The sequence below is a fragment of the Streptomyces sp. GL_141 genome, from assembly GCF_057834385.1.
This window is the reverse complement of record NZ_CM174402.1, coordinates 7,908,738-7,924,858: the sequence shown is the minus strand read 5'-3', so window position 1 is coordinate 7,924,858 and position 16,121 is coordinate 7,908,738. Positions and strand designations below refer to the sequence as shown.

Sequence of the window (16,121 nt, the reverse complement as noted above, 5' to 3'; positions counted from 1 at the left end):
CGGGGGCGGGAGCGGGTGCCGGAGCGGAAGCGGCGGCGCGTCAGCCGGCGGCCGGTGTGAACTCCACCCGCAGGGACTTCGGCCCGCGGGTGAAGACGCCCTCGGCGGCCGGGTCGTACCCCGGGGCCGGGCGCAGGTCCGGCATCGCGTCGAGGAGCTGGCCGACCGCGATCTCGACCTCGGCCTTGGCCAGCAGCGCGCCGACGCAGAAGTGCCGTCCGAGCGCGAACGCCAGGTGGTCCGCGGCCGCGGAGAAGGCGGTGGTCGCCGTCAGGTCGTCGCGGTGGAGGTCGAAGCTGTCCGGGTCCTTGTAGCGGCCGGGGTCCCGGTTGGCCGCGCCGATCAGGCAGGTGACGGTGGATCCGGCCGGGATGGTGCCGCCGCTCATGGTCACGTCGACGGCGGTCTGCCGCATGATCATCTGGACCGGGGGGGTGTAGCGCAGGGTCTCCGCGAAGGCGCGGTCGACGAGTCCGCGGTCGCGCCGTACGGCGTCGAGCTGGTCGGGGTGGGCCAGGAGGTTCGCGAAGATGCCGCCGATGGCCTTGTCCGTGGTTTCGGCGCCCGCCGTGAGGAGGAGGCTGCAGAACGCCTTGATGTCCTCGTCGCTCATGCTCACGCCGTCGACCTCGGCGGTGCAGAGCGCGGACAGCAGGTCGTCTCCGAGGTGTTCCCGCCGGTTCCTGATGACCGGCAGCATGTACGCGGCGAACTCGGCCTGGGCCCGGGCGCCTTCGGCCGCCTGTTCCGGGTCCCCGCCGAGGTTGGCGATGAACGCCACGAAGGCCCGGTACCAGCCGCTGAGGGCCTCCTGGCCGGAGCGGTCCAGTCCGAACATGTCGGCGATGACCGAGATGGGGAAGTGCGAGGCGAATCCGCTGACCAGGTCGACGGACCCGGAGTCGCGGAAGGCGGCGATCAGCTCGCGGGCGTTGCGCTCGATGATCGGAACGACCGTGTCCCGGAGCGCGTTGCCGCGGAAGGCCGGGGCGACCAGGGCCCGGCGGGCCGCGTGTTCGCGGCCGCTCATCTGGAGCAGGGTCTTGCCGTGCACGGGCTCGGCCTGCCACGCGTAGTTGTCCGTGGTGAACAGGGCTTCCTTGTCCCTGAAGGCCCGCGAGACGTCCTCGTAGCGCGAGAGGAGCCAACTCCGCGTCCCCTCGTGCCAGTAGAGCGGCGCCTCCTCGCGCAGGGCCCGGTAGACCGGATAGGGGTTCTGCGCGAACTCCTGCGAGAGGATGTCCGGGATCTCGTGCGCGGCGGTCATGGTGTTCCCCCATCAGCTCGGCCCGGCGGCTGTCCTGAGGTGCCACGGCCCCCGTCGGTGCGGAGACCGGTCGTGCTGCCACAACTCTCTGTGCGTACGCCTTCCAGCAAACCGCACGCCGTCCGCCGGCACCAGGCCGCCGGGGCCCCGGAACCCGGGGGTCTGAACGCGCCCCGCCGTCACAGCCAGGCCGTCGCCAGCCAGGCGGTCACGGCCGCCGCGACGAAGAGCACGGCGTTGAGGGTGATCTGCCGGTCTCCCCGGCGCAGGTGAACCACGGTCGCGCCGATCTGCAGGACGACGAACCCGATCGCCGCGGCCATGGCCAGCCAGGGCGCGATGCCGGTCAGCGGCGGCAGGATCAGCCCGATCGCCCCGAGCACCTCGATCACGCCGATGGCCCGGACGGCCGGCATCGGGGTGCTGTCCACCCAGCCCATCATCGGCCGGAGCTGCTCACGGCTCCGGACCACCTTCAGTACGCCCCCGTACAGGTAGAGCAGGGCGAGCAGGCCGGCGACGATCCAGTACGCGTTCTTCATGCGTCGAGTCCACCACCGGGGACGCCCCGCTGTCCAAGACCCGCTCGGCGACCTCGATACCTCATGGGTATCGTCGGGTGCCATGGAACTACGCACGCTGCGCTATTTCGTGGCGGTCGCCGAGGAACTCCACTTCGGCCGGGCCGCCGGCCGGCTGCACATGAGCCAGCCGCCGCTGAGCCGGGCGATCAAGCAGCTGGAGACCGAGTTCGGCGCAGCGCTGTTCGACCGGTCCTCCGCCGGCGTCGCGCTCACCCCCGTGGGGGCGGTGCTGCTCTACGAGGCCCGCGCCCTGCTCGACCGGGCCGACCGGGTGCGCGTGCGCGTGGCCGCGGCGGCCGGTGCCACGACCCTGACCATCGGCGTCCTGGGTGACAGTACGGATCCGGCCGCGGCGCGGCTGGCCGACGAGTACCGCCGGCACCATCCGGGTGTCGAGGTGCGGGTCCGCGAGACCGACCTGACCGATCCCACCTGCGGGCTGCACGCCGGACGGGTGGACGTGGCCCTGACCCGCGCGCCGTTCGACGAGACCGGCCTGTCCGTGCACGCGTTGCGCGCCGACCCGGTGGGGGCACTGCTGCGCGCCGACGATCCCCTGGCCCGCGGCGGCAGCCTGACGCTGGCCGACCTGGCGGACCGCCGCTGGTTCCTGTTCCCGGAGGGAACCGATCCCGTCTGGCAGACGTACTGGAACGGCGGTCGGCCCCGCGAGGGTCCGGTGGTGCGCGCCGTCCAGGAATGCCGGCAGGCGGTCCTGTGGAACGGCACGGTCGGCATGACCCTCCTGGCCCACCGGCCCGGACGGGGCCTCACCGTGGTACCGCTGACCGACATGCCGCCGAGCCGGGTGGTGGTCGCGTGGAACGAGGGCGACACGAATCCGCTGATCCGCTCGTTCGTCCGGATCGCGACCACCGCCTACCGCGACTGACCTGCCGCGCCCTCCCGCACGGGCCGCCTCAGCGGCGGACCCTCGGCATGCCCAGGCCGATCCACGAGATGATCTCGCGCTGGATCTCGTTGTTGCCGCCGCCGAAGGTGAAGATGACCGCGCTGCGGTAGCCGCGCTCCAGTTCGCCGTGCAGGACCGCGCCCGCGGAGCCGTCCTTGAGGGAGCCGGCCGCGCCGACCACCTCCATCAGCCAGGCGTACGCGTCCCTGCGCGCCTCGGAGCCGTAGACCTTGACGGCGGAGGCGTCCTGCGGGGTGAGGTTGCCGTCCTGGACGGCGTTGACCATCTGCCAGTTGAGCAGCTTCATCGCGTCGAGGCGGGCGTGGGTGCGGGCGAGGCGGCCGCGGACCCAGGAGAGGTCGATGACCCGGCGGCCGTCGGCGAGCTTGGTCTCGGCGGCCCAGCGCTGGACGTCGTGCAGGGCGCGGATGGCCATGGTGCCGTGGGCGGCGAGGGTGACGCGCTCGTGGTTGAGCTGGTTGGTGATCAGGCGCCAGCCCTTGTTCTCCTGGCCGACGCGGCGGCTCGCGGGGACGCGGATGTTCTCGTAGTAGCTGGCCGTGGTGTCGTGCGAGGCCAGGGTGTTGATGAGGGTGCAGGAATAGCCGGGGTCGGAGGTCGGTACGAGGAGCATGGTGATGCCCTTGTGGGCGGGGGCGTCCGGGTCGGTGCGGACGGCGAGCCAGACCCAGTCGGCGGTGTCGCCGTTGGTGGTCCAGATCTTCTGCCCGTCGACCACGTAGGTGCCGGTCTCCTCGTCGCCCTCGCGGACCGCCTTGCACTTGAGGGCGGCGAGGTCGGTGCCGGCGTCGGGCTCGCTGTAGCCGATGGCGAAGTCGATCTCCCCGGCGAGGATCTTGGGCAGGAAGTAGGCCTTCTGCTCGTCGGTGCCGAACTGCATGATGGTCGGCCCGACGGTGTTGAGCGCCATCAGCGGCAGCGGTACGACGGCCTGCGCGGCCTCGTCGAAGAAGATGAACTGGTCCATGGGCGACATCCCGCGCCCGCCGTACTCCTTGGGCCAGCCGACCCCGAGCCAGCCGTCGCTGCCGAGCCGGCGGATGGTCTCCCGGTAGAAGCGCTTCTGTGCGGCCGGGTCCTCGTACCGCGCGTAGACGTCGTCCGGGATCAGTTCGGCGAAGTAGGCGCGCAGCTCGGCGCGCAACCGCTGCTGCTCAGGCGTGTATTCGAGGTGCACGGCCCCTCCGGGTCTCTCGTGGTTCAGGTCGCGCGGCCGTCCGCCGCCGCCGCTGCGGGGGCAGACTAGAACCTGTTCCAAGAATCCGGAAGGGTCAGCGGCCGGGCAGTGGACCCGATCGGCGGATGCTCAGCGGGCCGTCACCCCGATTCCGCCGTGCCCGGGCCGGATCAGGACCTTGATGTGCTCCTCGGGCCGCCGCAGCGAGGCGAAGGCCGCGTCCAGCCCGCCGAAGCCCGCTTCTCCCGTGACCAGGGACGCGGGGTCGATGCGGCCGTCGGCGAGGCGGGCGAGGGTGGCACCGAACTCCTCGGGCGGATAGGTCAGGCACATGCGGATCGTGACGTCCTTGTAGATGCCGACCACCGGCCGGATCACGTCCTCGGTCATCACCCCGCCGATCTGCAGGATCTCGGTGCCGCGCGGCACGGTGTGCAGGAGCTGGTTCAGCATGCCGGGCACGCCCACGCAGTTCACGACCACGGTGGGGCGCGGGCGGGCTCCCGCCCGTTCCGCGCAGAGCCGTACGGGGTCCTGTTCGGCCGGGTCCACCACCGCGTGCGCGCCGAGCCGGGCTGCGGCGGCCCGCCGCAGCGCCGACGGGTCGGAGGCCACCACCGGTCCGGCGCCCCGCTCCAGCAGCGCGGCGACGGCCCCGAGGCCGACCGGGCCGCAGCCGACGACCACGGCCGGGGTGTCCTTCCCCGCCGCGCTCCGGGCGATGTTGCCGAAGCCCACGGCCAGCGGCTCGGTGAGGGCGGCGAGCCCGAGGTCCAGGGACGGCGGTACGGGCAGCAGCGCCTGCGCCTGTACGACGATCCGCTCGCCGAATCCGCCGGGGAAGGCATTGCTGTAGCCCACGGTGCGCACGACCCCGCCCGGGTCGACCGCCCAGGGCAGGCCGACGACGCCGGTGCCCGGTTCGGGGCCGGTCGCGCCGGGCCCGTAGGACAGGACCCGGCCGGAGAACTCGTGGCCCATCACCAGCGGCCGGCCCGGGTCGAAGAGGAAGCTGGTGGTTCCGCTGTCCCGGGAGGCCCGGAGGAACTCCTCGGTGTGCGCGACGGCGCTCAGGTCGGAGCCGCAGATCCCGCAGGCGACGGTCTCCACGAGCGCCTGCCCGGGGCCGGGCACCGGATCCGGGTGCTCCCGTACCCGGAACAGGCCGTCTTCGAGCACCGCAGCCCTCAACGGACCTCTCCCTTGCGGGCGATGGCTTCCATCGTGGCCCGGCGCGTCGTCCCGATGAACCGTTCGCTGTTGCGCCCGGCCCACTCCAGGCTGGCGCGGCGCGCCTCGGTGTGGCCGGTGAGCCGGGGGACGACCCGCTCGGCGAAGAGCTCCAGGCTGCGCAGGGCGGCGGCGGGCTCCGCGAGGTCCAGCCGCAGGATGAGGAAGGTCCCGAACCCGCCTGTCTTGTCCGCGAGTTGCTCGATCCGCAGCACGGCGTCCTCGGGGGTGCCGATGACCGCCCTGCCGAAGGTGGGCAGCCCTTCGGTGGTCCACCGCTCGACGGCGCCGGCCGGGGTGGCACAGCCGCCCAGGCGGGTACCGCTCAGCTTCTCGATGTAGTCCACGATGCCGGGCGTGCCGTACTCGGCTTCGCGCAGGGCCTGTTCGCGGGTCTCGGCCAGGTGCACCGGGGTGACCAGCCGCCAGGCGGTGCGGTCGGCGGCGCGGCCGGCTTCGCCGCAGGCCCGCTCGTGGGCGGCCCAGTTGGCGTCGAGCGCCGCGTATCCGGCGGGGTCGGCCGCGGCGAGCGAGAGCATCCCGACCCCGTGGCGTCCCGCGAGCACCGCCCCGGTCGGCGATACGGCGGAGGCGACCGCGACCTCCAGATCCCGGCCCCGGTAGGGCCCGAGCTGGAGCCGGGCCTCCTCCAGGGCGAACCAGTCGGTGGCGGCCGTGACCGTCTCCCCGCGCAGCAGCCGCACGATCGCGTCGAGGGCGTCGGCCGTCATCGCGCGGGAGCGGAGCGGGTCGACGCCCATCATGAAGGCGTCCGAGGGCAGCTGGCCGGGCCCGACCCCGAGCATGGCCCGGCCCCGGGACTGCTGGTCGAGCTGGCAGATCCGGTCGGCGAGGATCAACGGCTGGTGGTAGGGAAGGGAGTTGACCCCGGTCCCGAGCATGATCCGGCCGGTGCGTTCGGCGGCCGCGGCGAGGAACAGCTCGGGCGAGGCGATGATCTCGTATCCCGCGGAGTGGTGTTCGCCGGCCCACAGTTCCTCGTAGCCGAGCCGGTCCAGGTCGGCGGCGAGGTCGAGGTCCCGGCGCAGCTGGAGCGCCGGGTCGCCGTCGGGCCGGTGGTAGGGGGCGAGGAACACCCCGAAGCGGTGCGGGAGATACGGCTGCGGCATGTGCGGTGGCATGTGCTGGGGCTGCTGCTGCGGCATGTGCGGTGGCCTTCCCTCGGCGGCGCCTGCTCTGCTCGGCATCCGACGAAACACCGCCCGGGGCGCGGCTTCAATGCCGCCGCGGCCGTCCTCCCACTGAGTGGGAGGAATCCCGCGGGCCGCCGCTCAGCTGTGGCCGCTCAGCTGTAGAGGAACACGTAGTCGAAGTACACGAGGTCGCGGATGCCGTCGAAGCGGAAGGTGCCCGAAGGGACCACGTCCAGGCCTTCCTCCAGGGCGACCTTGTCGTAGGTCTGGCTCTGCTTCCAGGCCGCGCTGGAGGGAACGTACGGTTTCAGCGGGGCGGGCATCCCGGCCAGGGAGCCGACCTCGAAGTGGTGGGCGGGATCGCGCATGATGCGGTTCGCCGTGCCCTGCTTGAGATGGGCGACGCCCACCAGGCGCATCCGGGAGTCCGGGCTCGGGACCGTCCGGTCGCTGCCGGACTCGCCTATGCCGTACCCCAGCCAGTGTGCCTCGGACACGTCGCCCAGCGCGGTCCAGAAACGCCGGTTGAGCGGCGCCACATCGGTGCGGACCTTCTCCGCCTCTTCTCCTTCGGGCCACATCGAGTAGCCGAGACCCGCCGCGCCGAGCAGCAGCGGGGCCCCCAGTCCCAGAAGAAGCCGCCGTCTGCTGCTGAGGCCCCGCTGTGCGTCCATCCAGTCCCCCCGATACGCGTTCCGGTCAGTTCAGGGCGCTGATCATAGCGGCGGCCGTCGCCGTCATGGCCTCCCGTGCAGCGGCCAAATACGGGCGGGGATCCGCGGGGGTGAGATGGGTGCGGATGGCCTCGGTCATCGCCACGTTCAGCGCGGTGCCGATGTTGACCTTGCGGATGCCTCCGGCGACCGCCGCGGCGAGTTCCGCGTCCGGCAGACCGGAGGAGCCGTGCAGGACCAGCGGTACGTCGACCGTCTTGGCGAGGCGGCCGAGCAGCACGTGGTCCAGGGCCGCGGTCCGGCTGGTCATGGCGTGGCTGCTGCCGATGGCGACGGCCAGCGCGTCCACTCCGGAGTCGGCGACGAACCGCCGCGCCTCGTCGGGGTCGGTACGGGCGCCGGGTGCGTGCGGGTCCAGCGGCGCGGCCCCGTTCTTCCCGCCGACCTCGCCCAGTTCGGCTTCGATCCAGAGCCCGTTGACGTGCGCCCAGTCGGCGGCGGAGCGGGTGGCCTCCAGGTTCTCGGCGTAGGAGAGGTGCGCGGCGTCGTACATGACCGAGCTGAAACCGGCGTCCACGGCCTGCCGCAGCAGTTCGGAGCTCTTGACGTGGTCCAGGTGCAGCCCGACCGGGACCCCGGCGGCCTCGGCGACGGCCACGGCCGCGCGGCTGATCGGCAGCAGCGCCCCGCCCCGGAACTTGACGGCGTTCTCGCTGAGCTGGAGCACCACGGGGAGTCCGGCCGCTTCGGCGCCCGCGACGACCGCTTCGGCGTGCTCCAGCGTGATGATGTTGAAGGCGGCGACGGCGCGGCCCTGGGCGGCGGCGTCCAGGACGAGCCCGCCGGCGGGGACGAGGCTCATCGGACGGCCTCCTCGCCCGTGGTGAGGATGACGGACCGGGTCAGATTGCGCGGCGCGTCCGGGTCCAGCCCCTGGTGGGCGGCGACGGCGATGGCCAGGCGGTGGACGCGGACCAGCTCGGCGAGCGGGTCGAGGTGCCCGGCCACCCACTGGGCTCCGGTGCCCCGGACCTGTTCGGCGAGCCCTTCGGGGGCGTCGCCGAGCGACCAGGTGGCGGTGCCGGGCGCCGAGACGCTGATGGGGCCGTGCCGGTACTCCATGGCCGGGTAGGACTCGGCCCAGGCCAGGGAGGCTTCGCGCATCTTCAGGGCGGCCTCGTTGGCGAGTCCGACGCTCCAGCCGCGCCCGAGGAAGGTGAACTGCCCCCGGGTCTCCAGCTCCGCGGGGAGCGGGTCGGCGAGTGCGGCGCGCGCGTCGGCGACGACGGACGGGCTGTGCAGGCCGACGTGGGCGCGCAGCAGGGTGAGGGCGGTGGTGGCGAAGCGGGTCTGGACGACGGACTGCTCGTCGGCGAAGTCCAGGACGACGAGCTCGTCGGCGAGGGTGATGACGGGGGTGGCCGGGTCCCCGATGACGGCGGTGGTGGGCACGCCCGCGTCCCGCAGCCCGGCCAGCAGGTCGAGGACCTCGGTGGTGGTCCCGGACCGGGTCAGCGCGATGACCCGGTCGTAGCGCCGGTGGCGGGGGAACTCCGAGGCGGGGAAGGCGTCGGTCTCGCCCTGTCCCGCCTCCTCGCGCAACACGGCGGCGGCTTGGGCCATGTAGTAGGAGGTCCCGCATCCGACGATCGCGGTACGCTCCCCCGGCCGTGGCAGCGCCGCCCGGTGTTCCGGGGCCAGTTCGGCGGCCCGCTCCCAGCATGCGGGCTGCGTGCCCAACTCGTACGCGACATGGCTCATGGCGGCTCCCTAGCGCGGTGCGTGCCCTCGTGAATGCGTGTTCTTGCAAGATACTGGGCCCTTTCGCGCAACTTCAAGCATCTGAGGGATGATCTCCTGCGTTAATCTCGACGTGTAGGCCAAGTGGGAGCGCCGAAACGAACGGCGACGCGCATGTCGAAGACACGACCGGAAGGGCGGCCGATGACCCGCAAGGAACGCTGGCAGACACTGCTGGACCTGCTGGTGGAGCGGGGCGAGCTGGAAGTGGAACCCGCCGCCGAGGCCCTCGGCGTGTCCGCCGCCACCATCCGGCGCGACCTCGATCAGCTCGCCGAGCAGCAGCTGCTGGTCCGCACGCGCGGCGGAGCGGTCCTGCACGGGGTCTCGTACGAACTCCCGCTGCGCTACCGCACCTCGCGCCGGGCCGCCGAGAAGAGCCGCATCAGCGAAACCGTCGCGGCGCTGATCGTCCCCGGCGAGGTGATCGGCCTGACCGGCGGCACCACGACCACCGAGGTGGCGCGCGCGCTGGCCGCCCGCCCCGACCTCGCCACCGGCTCCCCCGCGCTCACCGTGGTCACCAACGCGCTGAACATCGCGGGCGAGCTGGTCATCAGACCGCAGTTCAAGATCGTGCTCACCGGCGGCGTGGCCCGGCCCCAGTCCTACGAGCTCACCGGCCCGCTCGCCATGGAGGTGCTCGGGCAGCTCACCGTGGACACCGCCGTCGTCGGCGTGGACGCCTTCGACCCGGCCGACGGGGCCGCCACCCGCCACGAGGACGAGGCGGCCATGAACCGGCTGCTCTGCGAACGCGCCCGCCGCGTGGTGATCGCCGCCGACTCCAGCAAGCTCGGCGTCCGCGCCTTCGCCCGCATCGTCGCCACCGACGCCGTGGATGTCCTGGTGACGGACACCGGCCTGTCCCCCTCGGTGGCCGAGGCCTTCGAGGCGGCGGGCGTGGAGATCATCCGCGCCTGACCGCACGGCGCCCGGGGGCAGCCGGCCCGGCCCGGGGCGGTCGCGGGGACGCCGCAGGGCCGTCGCGGGTCGGTCGCGGGTCGGCATCCTAGACTCCCCGGATGGCAGACGATCTTCTCCGGCTCACCGTCCTGGGCAGCGCGACGCCCTACCCGCGCGCCGACAATCCCTGCTCCGGCTACCTGCTCGAAGGCGGCGGCGCCCGGGTCTGGGTCGACGCGGGCAGCGGAACGCTCGGGCCGTTGCAACGGCACGTCGGGCTGGGCGAGTTGGATGCCATATGGATCTCGCACCTGCACGCCGACCACACGGCCGACCTGCTGACCGCGTACTACGGCCTGCTGTACGCCGACGTACGACGGCCCGCGCCGCTCCCCCTCTACGGGCCGCCCGGCATCGCCGAACGGCTGGCGGGTTTCCTCACCAACGGCCCGGACCGCAGCCCGGTCGAGGCCGCCTTCGAGGTCCACGAGCTGTACGACGGCCACCGCGCGCGGGCCGGAGCGCTCGGCCTCACCAGCCGGGCGGTGTCCCACGGCATGCCCGCCTTCGCGCTGCGCGCCGAGTCGGGAGGGCGGTCCCTCGTGTACTCCGGGGACACGGCGCCCTGTCCGGCCCTGACCCGGTTCGCCGAGGACTGCACGCTCCTGCTCTGCGAGGCCGACAGCTCCGCGCACCCGGTCGGCGGCGTACCGGTGCACCACACCCCCGAGGAGGCCGGCGACACCGCCCGCGCGGCCCGCGCCGGGCGGCTGGTCCTCACCCACCTCGGCCGGGACCTGGATCCGGCCGAGGCCGTGTCCCGCGCCGGCGCCCGCTACTCCGGACCCGTGGACCACGCCGCGCCCGACGCCGTCTTCACGGTCGGCCAGGGCTCCGGGCGGGCCGTCGAGCAGGCCTTCGGTTAGGCCGGGACCGGGACCTCCCAGGGCGTGTCAGTGTTCCGGGAGCCGGTCCGCCTCACGGGTCAGGGCCGCCAGGACCGGGGCGATCAGCGGGTGCGCCTCGGCGCCGCGCCGGGTGGCGGCGAAGACGCGCCGGGTGGGCGCCGGACCGGACACCGGACGGACCTGGACCTCCTTGAGGTCCATGCCGCGCAGCGCCGAGCGCGGCACGAGGGCCACTCCGGCGCCGGCGCCGACCAGGGCCACCACGGCCCGGAAGTCATCGGAGGAGTGCACCAACCGGGGCTGGAAGCCCGCCAGTTCACAGGCGAGGAGCATCACGTCGTGACAGGGGTTGCCGGGGTACTGGCCCACCCAGTCCGCATCGGAGAGATCGGCCAGGGACACCTCGGGCAGGTCCCCGAGCGGGTGCCCCGCCGGGAGGACCGCGTCGAAGGGCTCGGCGTAGAGCGGAAGCACGGACAGTCGGCCGTCGTCGGCGCCCGGGGCTCCCCGGTACTCGACGGCCAGCGCCAGGTCCGCCTCCCCGTCGAGCAGGAGCAACAGGCTCTGGTCACCCTCCGCGTCGCGTACGCGCAGCCGGATCCCGGGGTGGTCCGCGGCGAGCCGGGTGATCGCGGGGGCCAGCACTTCGGCGATGCCGGTGGCGAAGGCGGCCACGGTGACCTCGCCCGCCGAGCCGCCCGCGTAGGCGGCGAGTTCCGCTTCGGCCCGCTCCAGCTGGGCGAGCACCTCGTGGGCGTGCCCGAGCAGGATCTGCCCGGCCGCGGTGAGCCGGACGCCCCGGCCGCTGCGGGTCAGCAGGGCGTGCCCGGTCTCCTGCTCCAGCGCCGCGAGCTGCTGGGACACGGCGGAGGGGGTGAGGTACAGCGCTGCGGCCGCGGCGGTCACCGTACGGTGGTCCGCGACGGCCCGCAGGATGCGCAGCCTCCGTGGGTCGATCACGCTGCCATTCTCGCAGCCCGTGGGGGTCGGCCGGGCCGACCGAACGGGCGGGGCCCGACCCCCCTGGGGCTCCGCCCCGGACCCCTGCTCCTCAAACGCCGGCGAGGCTGGATTTGGCCGGCGTCAACCCGCACGTGAACGCCGGAGGGCCCGGGAAGATCCAGCCCCTCCGGCGTTTGAGGAGCAGGGGTCCGGGAGCCGGCCCCCGGCGCCGCACCCCGCGCACCGGGGCCGGCCCGGGCTCAGTTCTCGGCGCCCGCCAGGGACGCCAGGGCCGCCCGCGCGTCGATGAACGCCGCGATCGCGCGTTCCACGTCGGCCGTCGAGTGCGCGGCCGAGAGCTGGACGCGGATCCGCGCCGCGCCCATCGGGACCACCGGGTAGGAGAAGCCGATCACGTAGACCCCGCGCTCCAGCAGGAGTTCCGCCATCCTGGCCGCCTCCGCCGCGTCGCCGATCATCACCGGGGCGATCGCGTGGTCGCCGGGCAGGATCTCGAAGCCGGCCTCGGTCATCTTCGTACGGAAGAGCGCGGTGTTGGCGGCGAGCCGCTCGCGCAGGTCGTCGGCCGACTCCAGCAGGTCGAGGACCTTGAGGGAGGCCGCCGCGATGACCGGGGCGAGGGAGTTGGAGAAGAGGTACGGGCGCGAGCGCTGGCGCAGCAGCTCGACGATCTCGGCGCGGGCCGCGACGTAGCCGCCGGAGGCCCCGCCCAGCGCCTTGCCGAGGGTGCCGGTGATGATGTCCACGCGGTCCATGACCCCGTGCAGTTCGGGGGTGCCGCGGCCGCCGGGGCCGACGAAGCCGACGGCGTGCGAGTCGTCGACCATGACCATGGCGTCGTAGCGCTCCGCGAGGTCGCAGATCTCGGCGAGCGGGGCGACGTAACCGTCCATCGAGAACACGCCGTCGGTGACGATCAGCTTGCGGCGGGCGCCGCCCTCGGTGGCCTCCTTGAGCCGGGTCTCCAGCTCCGCCATGTCGCGGTTGGCGTAGCGGAAGCGGCGTGCCTTGGAGAGGCGGATGCCGTCGATGATCGAGGCGTGGTTCAGGGCGTCGGAGATCACCGCGTCCTCGGGGCCGAGGATGGTCTCGAAGACTCCGCCGTTGGCGTCGAAGCAGGAGGAGTAGAGGATCGTGTCCTCCTGGCCGAGGAAGGCGGAGAGCCGCGCCTCCAGCTCCTTGTGCACCTCCTGCGTACCGCAGATGAAGCGCACGGAGGCCATGCCGTAGCCCCAGCGGTCCAGGGCCTCCTTCGCCGCGGTGACCACCTCGGGGTGGTCCGCGAGACCGAGGTAGTTGTTGGCGCAGAAGTTGAGGACCTCGCCGGAGGCGCCGCCCGAGGTCACGGCGACGGCGGCGTTCTGCGGGGTGCCGATGACGCGCTCGGGCTTGTGCAGACCCGCGGCGCGGATCTCGTCGAGGGTCGTACGGAGGTCCGCGCGGACGGTCTCGAACATGTGCGGTGCTCTCTTTCTCCTGGTGCGGCGGAAGGAGGGGGGCCGGGCCCCGCGGAGGGGGGAGGGTGATGCGGGGCCCGGCGGAGGGAAATGGTCTGTGGGGCTGGACGCGGCGGGCGGCAGCGCCCGGATCGCTACGCCTGGGTCCAGTCCAGGATGATCTTGCCGCTGCGGGCGGTCGCGGCCTCGTCGAACGCGGCCTCGAAGTCCCCGTAGGCGTACCGGCCGGTGATGACGGGGCTGAGGTCGAGCCCGCCCTCCAGCAGCACGGTCATCGCGTACCAGGTCTCGAACATCTCACGGCCGTAGATGCCCTTGATCGTGATCATCGAGGTCACGACCTTGGCCCAGTCGACGGCGAACTCCTGCGCCGGCAGGCCGAGCATGGCGATCCGGCCGCCGTGCGTCATGTTGTCGATCATGTCGCGCATGGCCTCGCCGCGGCCGGACATCTCCAGGCCGATGTCGAAGCCCTCGCGCAGGCCGAGCTGGGCCTGCGCGTCGGCGATGGTCGCCTTCGAGACGTCGAGCGCGAGGGTGGCGCCGGCCTTGCGGGCGATCTCCAGACGCTCCGGGCTGACGTCGGTGATGACCACGTTGCGCGCTCCCGCGTGCCGGGCCACGGCCGCCGCCATGATCCCGATCGGGCCCGCGCCGGTGATCAGCACGTCCTCGCCGACCAGCGGGAAGGAGAGCGCGGTGTGCACGGCGTTGCCGAACGGGTCGAAGATCGCCGCGACGTCGAGGTCCACCTTGGTCCGGTGCACCCACACGTTCTGCGCGGGCAGCACCACGTACTCGGCGAAGGCGCCGTCGCGTCCCACTCCGAGCCCGACCGTGCTGCGGCACAGGTGGCGGCGCCCGGCCAGGCAGTTGCGGCACGTCCCGCACACCAGGTGGCCCTCGCCGCTGACCAGCGCACCGACCTCGATGCCGGTGACGCCCGCGCCGAGCGCGGCCACCTCGCCGACGAACTCGTGGCCGAGCACGAGGGGGGTCTTGACGGCGCCCTGCGCCCAGCCGTCCCAGGAACGGATGTGCAGGTCGGTCCCGCAGATGCCGGTCCGCAGCACCTTGATCAGCACCTCGCCGGGGCCGTACTCGGGCTCGGGGACGTCCATCAGCCACAGCCCGGGCTCGGCCTTGTGCTTGACGAGTGCCTTCATGGGGTGGCTCCAGGCATGCGGAAGGAAGCGCTACGGGGCGTGCGGGCCGGGCAGCGTTCGGACGGCACCAATCTGCCGACCTGCGGGTGATCAGTCCATCGAGGATTTCTTAAGCGGGTCCACAGCCCAGCTTCACGCCTATGCTCCTCAGGTGACGGGCAGGGGCCGGGGAGTGGTCCGGGCCGGGAATGGGGAGGTGAGGGGCGTGCCGAGTCTGCGCAGCAGGGCGCTTTCGGTCGCGCTGATCGCGGCGGGACGGCGAAGACGGTTCGGGAGCGCCGAGGCGGTCCGTACCCGGGTGGCGGAATCGATGCGGCGCCCCGCGTCGCACCTGCCCCCGCGTTCGCTCGGCCGGGTGGCGGAGGTCTCGCGGACGTTCGTCGGGGCCTGGCCGGTGTACGAGGTCTCGCCGCTCGGCGTGGAACCGGCCGCCCGGGTGCTGTACGTGCACGGCGGCGGGTACATCAACGAACTGGTCCGGGCGCACTGGTCGCTGATCCGCACCCTGGTCACGCAGGCGCAGGCCCGGGTCGTCGTACCGGCGTACATCCTGGCCCCGCGCGGAACGGCGGACCGGACCGTCCCGGTCGCCGCCGACCTGCTCAGCGGCCTGATCGCCAGTGGGGGCGCCGGTGGCACGGTGCTGCTCGGGGATTCGGCGGGCGCCGGGCTGGCGCTGGCCGCCGCCCAGCGGCTGCGCGACCGCAACGGGGCGCAGCCTTCGCGGATCGTGCTGATCTCGCCCTGGCTGGACGTGTCCATGAGCCACCCCGGCCAGGCGGCCATCGAGGCGGGCGACCCGATGCTGGCCCGGCCCGGCCTGCGGGAGGCCGGGCGGCTGTACGCCGGCAACCTGGCGGCCGACGATCCCCGGGTGAGCCCGCTGCACGGGTCGTTCGCGGGGCTGGCCCCGCTGACGGTGTTCACGGGCACCCGGGACGTCCTGACGACCGACAGCCGCGAACTGCTGAACCGGGCACGGGCGGCCGGAGCCGAGGTGGAGTTCATCGAGGAGCCGGGGATGCCGCACGTCTACCCGCTGCTGCCGCTCCCGGAGGGCAGGGCGGCCCGCGACCGGATCGTGGAGCTGGTCCGCGCGGCGGCGGCCGAGTCCTGAGCCGCGGCGCACCGGGCGGGCCACGGGCCCCCTCACCCCGTCCCCGTCCGATGACCGTCCCGATGACCCTCGGGGCCCGAAAAAAGGGACCGGCCCCGACCCGTGGGGCGGGGCGGGGCGCGGAGTAGGGCCGGACACGCAGGCGCGAGCCCTTCAGCTCCACCGGCTCGGGTGAACCGGGCGAACTACCAGCGGAAGGTTTCCCAGGGACCGGCGGTCGACGAGCGGGCTCGCAGCTTGGCGTAGCCGTCGCCGGTGTATCCGAGTTCGGCGGAAACGAAGCCCTCGTTGGCGTAGGACCAGAAGGCCGTGTTCCCCTCACCGGGTGGGGTGGACGTGTAGAACTCCTCCCACGGACCCACCTCCGTGGCGCGCGCACGCAGTTCCGCGTAGTCGGACCCGCCGTAACCGAGTTCCGCCGAGACGATGAGGCCGTTGGCCTCCGACCACAGGACCGTATACCCGGTGTCCCGGGTCCGGCAGAGGCCGAACAGCTCCCAGGGGCCGATCGCCGTACCGCGAGCCCGCAGCTCGCCGTAGCGTGCTCCCGCGTACCCGAGTTCGGCAGAGACGAACTGGCCGTTCGCTCCCCTGATGGTGATGTTGTCGTAGCAGTCGACAGTGTCGAGGGGCTGAGCCGCACTCAGCGCCGTCATGGCTGCCCGGCGCGTGGGATCGGCCGGCGCGGCGCCGGCCGGGGCCGTGCCGGCCGCTGCCGCTCCGGTCAGAGTGAGCGGAACGGTGGCGAGTAAGCCGATGAGGAATGTCTTCCAGAGCTTCACGA

16 protein-coding genes are annotated in these 16,121 nt (G+C 73.1%); 4 read left to right on the top strand and 12 right to left on the bottom strand.

Going from position 1 to position 16,121, the window contains the following annotated elements:
• Window positions 1-40 precede the first annotated feature (40 nt).
• The gene (locus AC3IX6_RS35345; protein WP_489367349.1) at window positions 41-1,267 is read right to left on the bottom strand and encodes a cytochrome P450; all 1,227 of its coding nucleotides are present in this window, start codon (window positions 1,265-1,267) and stop codon (window positions 41-43) included.
• A gap of 179 nt (window positions 1,268-1,446) precedes the next feature.
• Window positions 1,447-1,809: a DoxX family protein gene (locus AC3IX6_RS35340; RefSeq protein ID WP_489367348.1), complete on the bottom strand. Its 363-nt coding sequence runs from the start codon at window positions 1,807-1,809 to the stop codon at window positions 1,447-1,449.
• A gap of 82 nt (window positions 1,810-1,891) precedes the next feature.
• On the opposite strand from AC3IX6_RS35340, the gene AC3IX6_RS35335 reads away from it, so the two are divergent.
• Complete coding sequence (locus AC3IX6_RS35335) at window positions 1,892-2,743, top strand: LysR family transcriptional regulator (RefSeq protein ID WP_489367347.1); 852 nt, start codon at window positions 1,892-1,894, stop codon at window positions 2,741-2,743.
• Between the two features lie 28 nt (window positions 2,744-2,771).
• On the opposite strand, the gene AC3IX6_RS35330 is transcribed toward AC3IX6_RS35335, so the two are convergent.
• The 6 genes from AC3IX6_RS35330 to AC3IX6_RS35305 form a co-directional block, all read right to left on the bottom strand.
• Complete coding sequence (locus tag AC3IX6_RS35330) at window positions 2,772-3,962, bottom strand: acyl-CoA dehydrogenase family protein (RefSeq protein WP_489367346.1); 1,191 nt, start codon at window positions 3,960-3,962, stop codon at window positions 2,772-2,774.
• 129 nt (window positions 3,963-4,091) lie between these two features.
• Window positions 4,092-5,153, bottom strand: a complete 1,062-nt coding sequence (locus AC3IX6_RS35325) for a zinc-binding dehydrogenase (protein WP_489367345.1) — start codon at window positions 5,151-5,153, stop codon at window positions 4,092-4,094.
• On the bottom strand, window positions 5,150-6,358 hold the full coding sequence (locus tag AC3IX6_RS35320) for an LLM class flavin-dependent oxidoreductase (RefSeq protein WP_489367344.1): 1,209 nt from the start codon (window positions 6,356-6,358) through the stop codon (window positions 5,150-5,152). The genes AC3IX6_RS35325 and AC3IX6_RS35320 overlap by 4 nt, the downstream gene beginning before the upstream one ends.
• Window positions 6,359-6,498: 140 nt before the next feature.
• Window positions 6,499-7,020 carry a hypothetical protein gene (locus tag AC3IX6_RS35315; protein WP_489367343.1) on the bottom strand — a complete coding sequence of 174 codons (522 nt, stop codon included), beginning with the start codon at window positions 7,018-7,020 and terminating at the stop codon, window positions 6,499-6,501.
• Between the two features lie 25 nt (window positions 7,021-7,045).
• Complete coding sequence (locus AC3IX6_RS35310; RefSeq protein ID WP_489367342.1) at window positions 7,046-7,882, bottom strand: class II fructose-bisphosphate aldolase; 837 nt, start codon at window positions 7,880-7,882, stop codon at window positions 7,046-7,048.
• The gene (locus AC3IX6_RS35305; protein WP_489367341.1) at window positions 7,879-8,781 is read right to left on the bottom strand and encodes an SIS domain-containing protein; all 903 of its coding nucleotides are present in this window, start codon (window positions 8,779-8,781) and stop codon (window positions 7,879-7,881) included. The genes AC3IX6_RS35310 and AC3IX6_RS35305 overlap by 4 nt, the downstream gene beginning before the upstream one ends.
• Window positions 8,782-8,964: 183 nt before the next feature.
• Between AC3IX6_RS35305 and AC3IX6_RS35300 the strand changes: the two genes are divergently transcribed.
• Together AC3IX6_RS35300 and AC3IX6_RS35295 are read left to right on the top strand one after the other, a co-directional pair.
• Complete coding sequence (locus AC3IX6_RS35300) at window positions 8,965-9,744, top strand: DeoR/GlpR family DNA-binding transcription regulator (RefSeq protein WP_489371657.1); 780 nt, start codon at window positions 8,965-8,967, stop codon at window positions 9,742-9,744.
• Window positions 9,745-9,845: 101 nt separating this feature from the next.
• Window positions 9,846-10,652, top strand: coding sequence for an MBL fold metallo-hydrolase (locus tag AC3IX6_RS35295; RefSeq protein ID WP_489367340.1), 807 nt, complete (start codon window positions 9,846-9,848; stop codon window positions 10,650-10,652).
• Between the two features lie 27 nt (window positions 10,653-10,679).
• Here AC3IX6_RS35295 and AC3IX6_RS35290 read toward each other — a convergent pair whose 3' ends face one another.
• From AC3IX6_RS35290 to tdh, 3 genes are all read right to left on the bottom strand, one after another.
• Entirely contained in the window at window positions 10,680-11,594 is a 915-nt protein-coding gene (locus AC3IX6_RS35290) for a LysR family transcriptional regulator (RefSeq protein WP_388495544.1), read from the bottom strand.
• 242 nt (window positions 11,595-11,836) lie between these two features.
• Entirely contained in the window at window positions 11,837-13,054 is a 1,218-nt protein-coding gene (locus tag AC3IX6_RS35285) for a glycine C-acetyltransferase (RefSeq protein ID WP_489367339.1), read from the bottom strand.
• Window positions 13,055-13,188: 134 nt separating this feature from the next.
• The gene (tdh, locus tag AC3IX6_RS35280; RefSeq protein WP_489367338.1) at window positions 13,189-14,220 is read right to left on the bottom strand and encodes an L-threonine 3-dehydrogenase; all 1,032 of its coding nucleotides are present in this window, start codon (window positions 14,218-14,220) and stop codon (window positions 13,189-13,191) included.
• Window positions 14,221-14,425: 205 nt separating this feature from the next.
• Here tdh and AC3IX6_RS35275 point away from each other — a divergent pair, with 205 nt between their 5' ends.
• Window positions 14,426-15,337: an alpha/beta hydrolase fold domain-containing protein gene (locus AC3IX6_RS35275; RefSeq protein WP_489367337.1), complete on the top strand. Its 912-nt coding sequence runs from the start codon at window positions 14,426-14,428 to the stop codon at window positions 15,335-15,337.
• 185 nt (window positions 15,338-15,522) lie between these two features.
• On the opposite strand, the gene AC3IX6_RS35270 is transcribed toward AC3IX6_RS35275, so the two are convergent.
• Window positions 15,523-16,119 (bottom strand): fascin domain-containing protein, encoded by a 597-nt coding sequence (locus AC3IX6_RS35270; protein WP_489367336.1) that lies wholly within the window; start codon window positions 16,117-16,119, stop codon window positions 15,523-15,525.
• Between the last annotated feature and the right edge of the window lie 2 nt (window positions 16,120-16,121).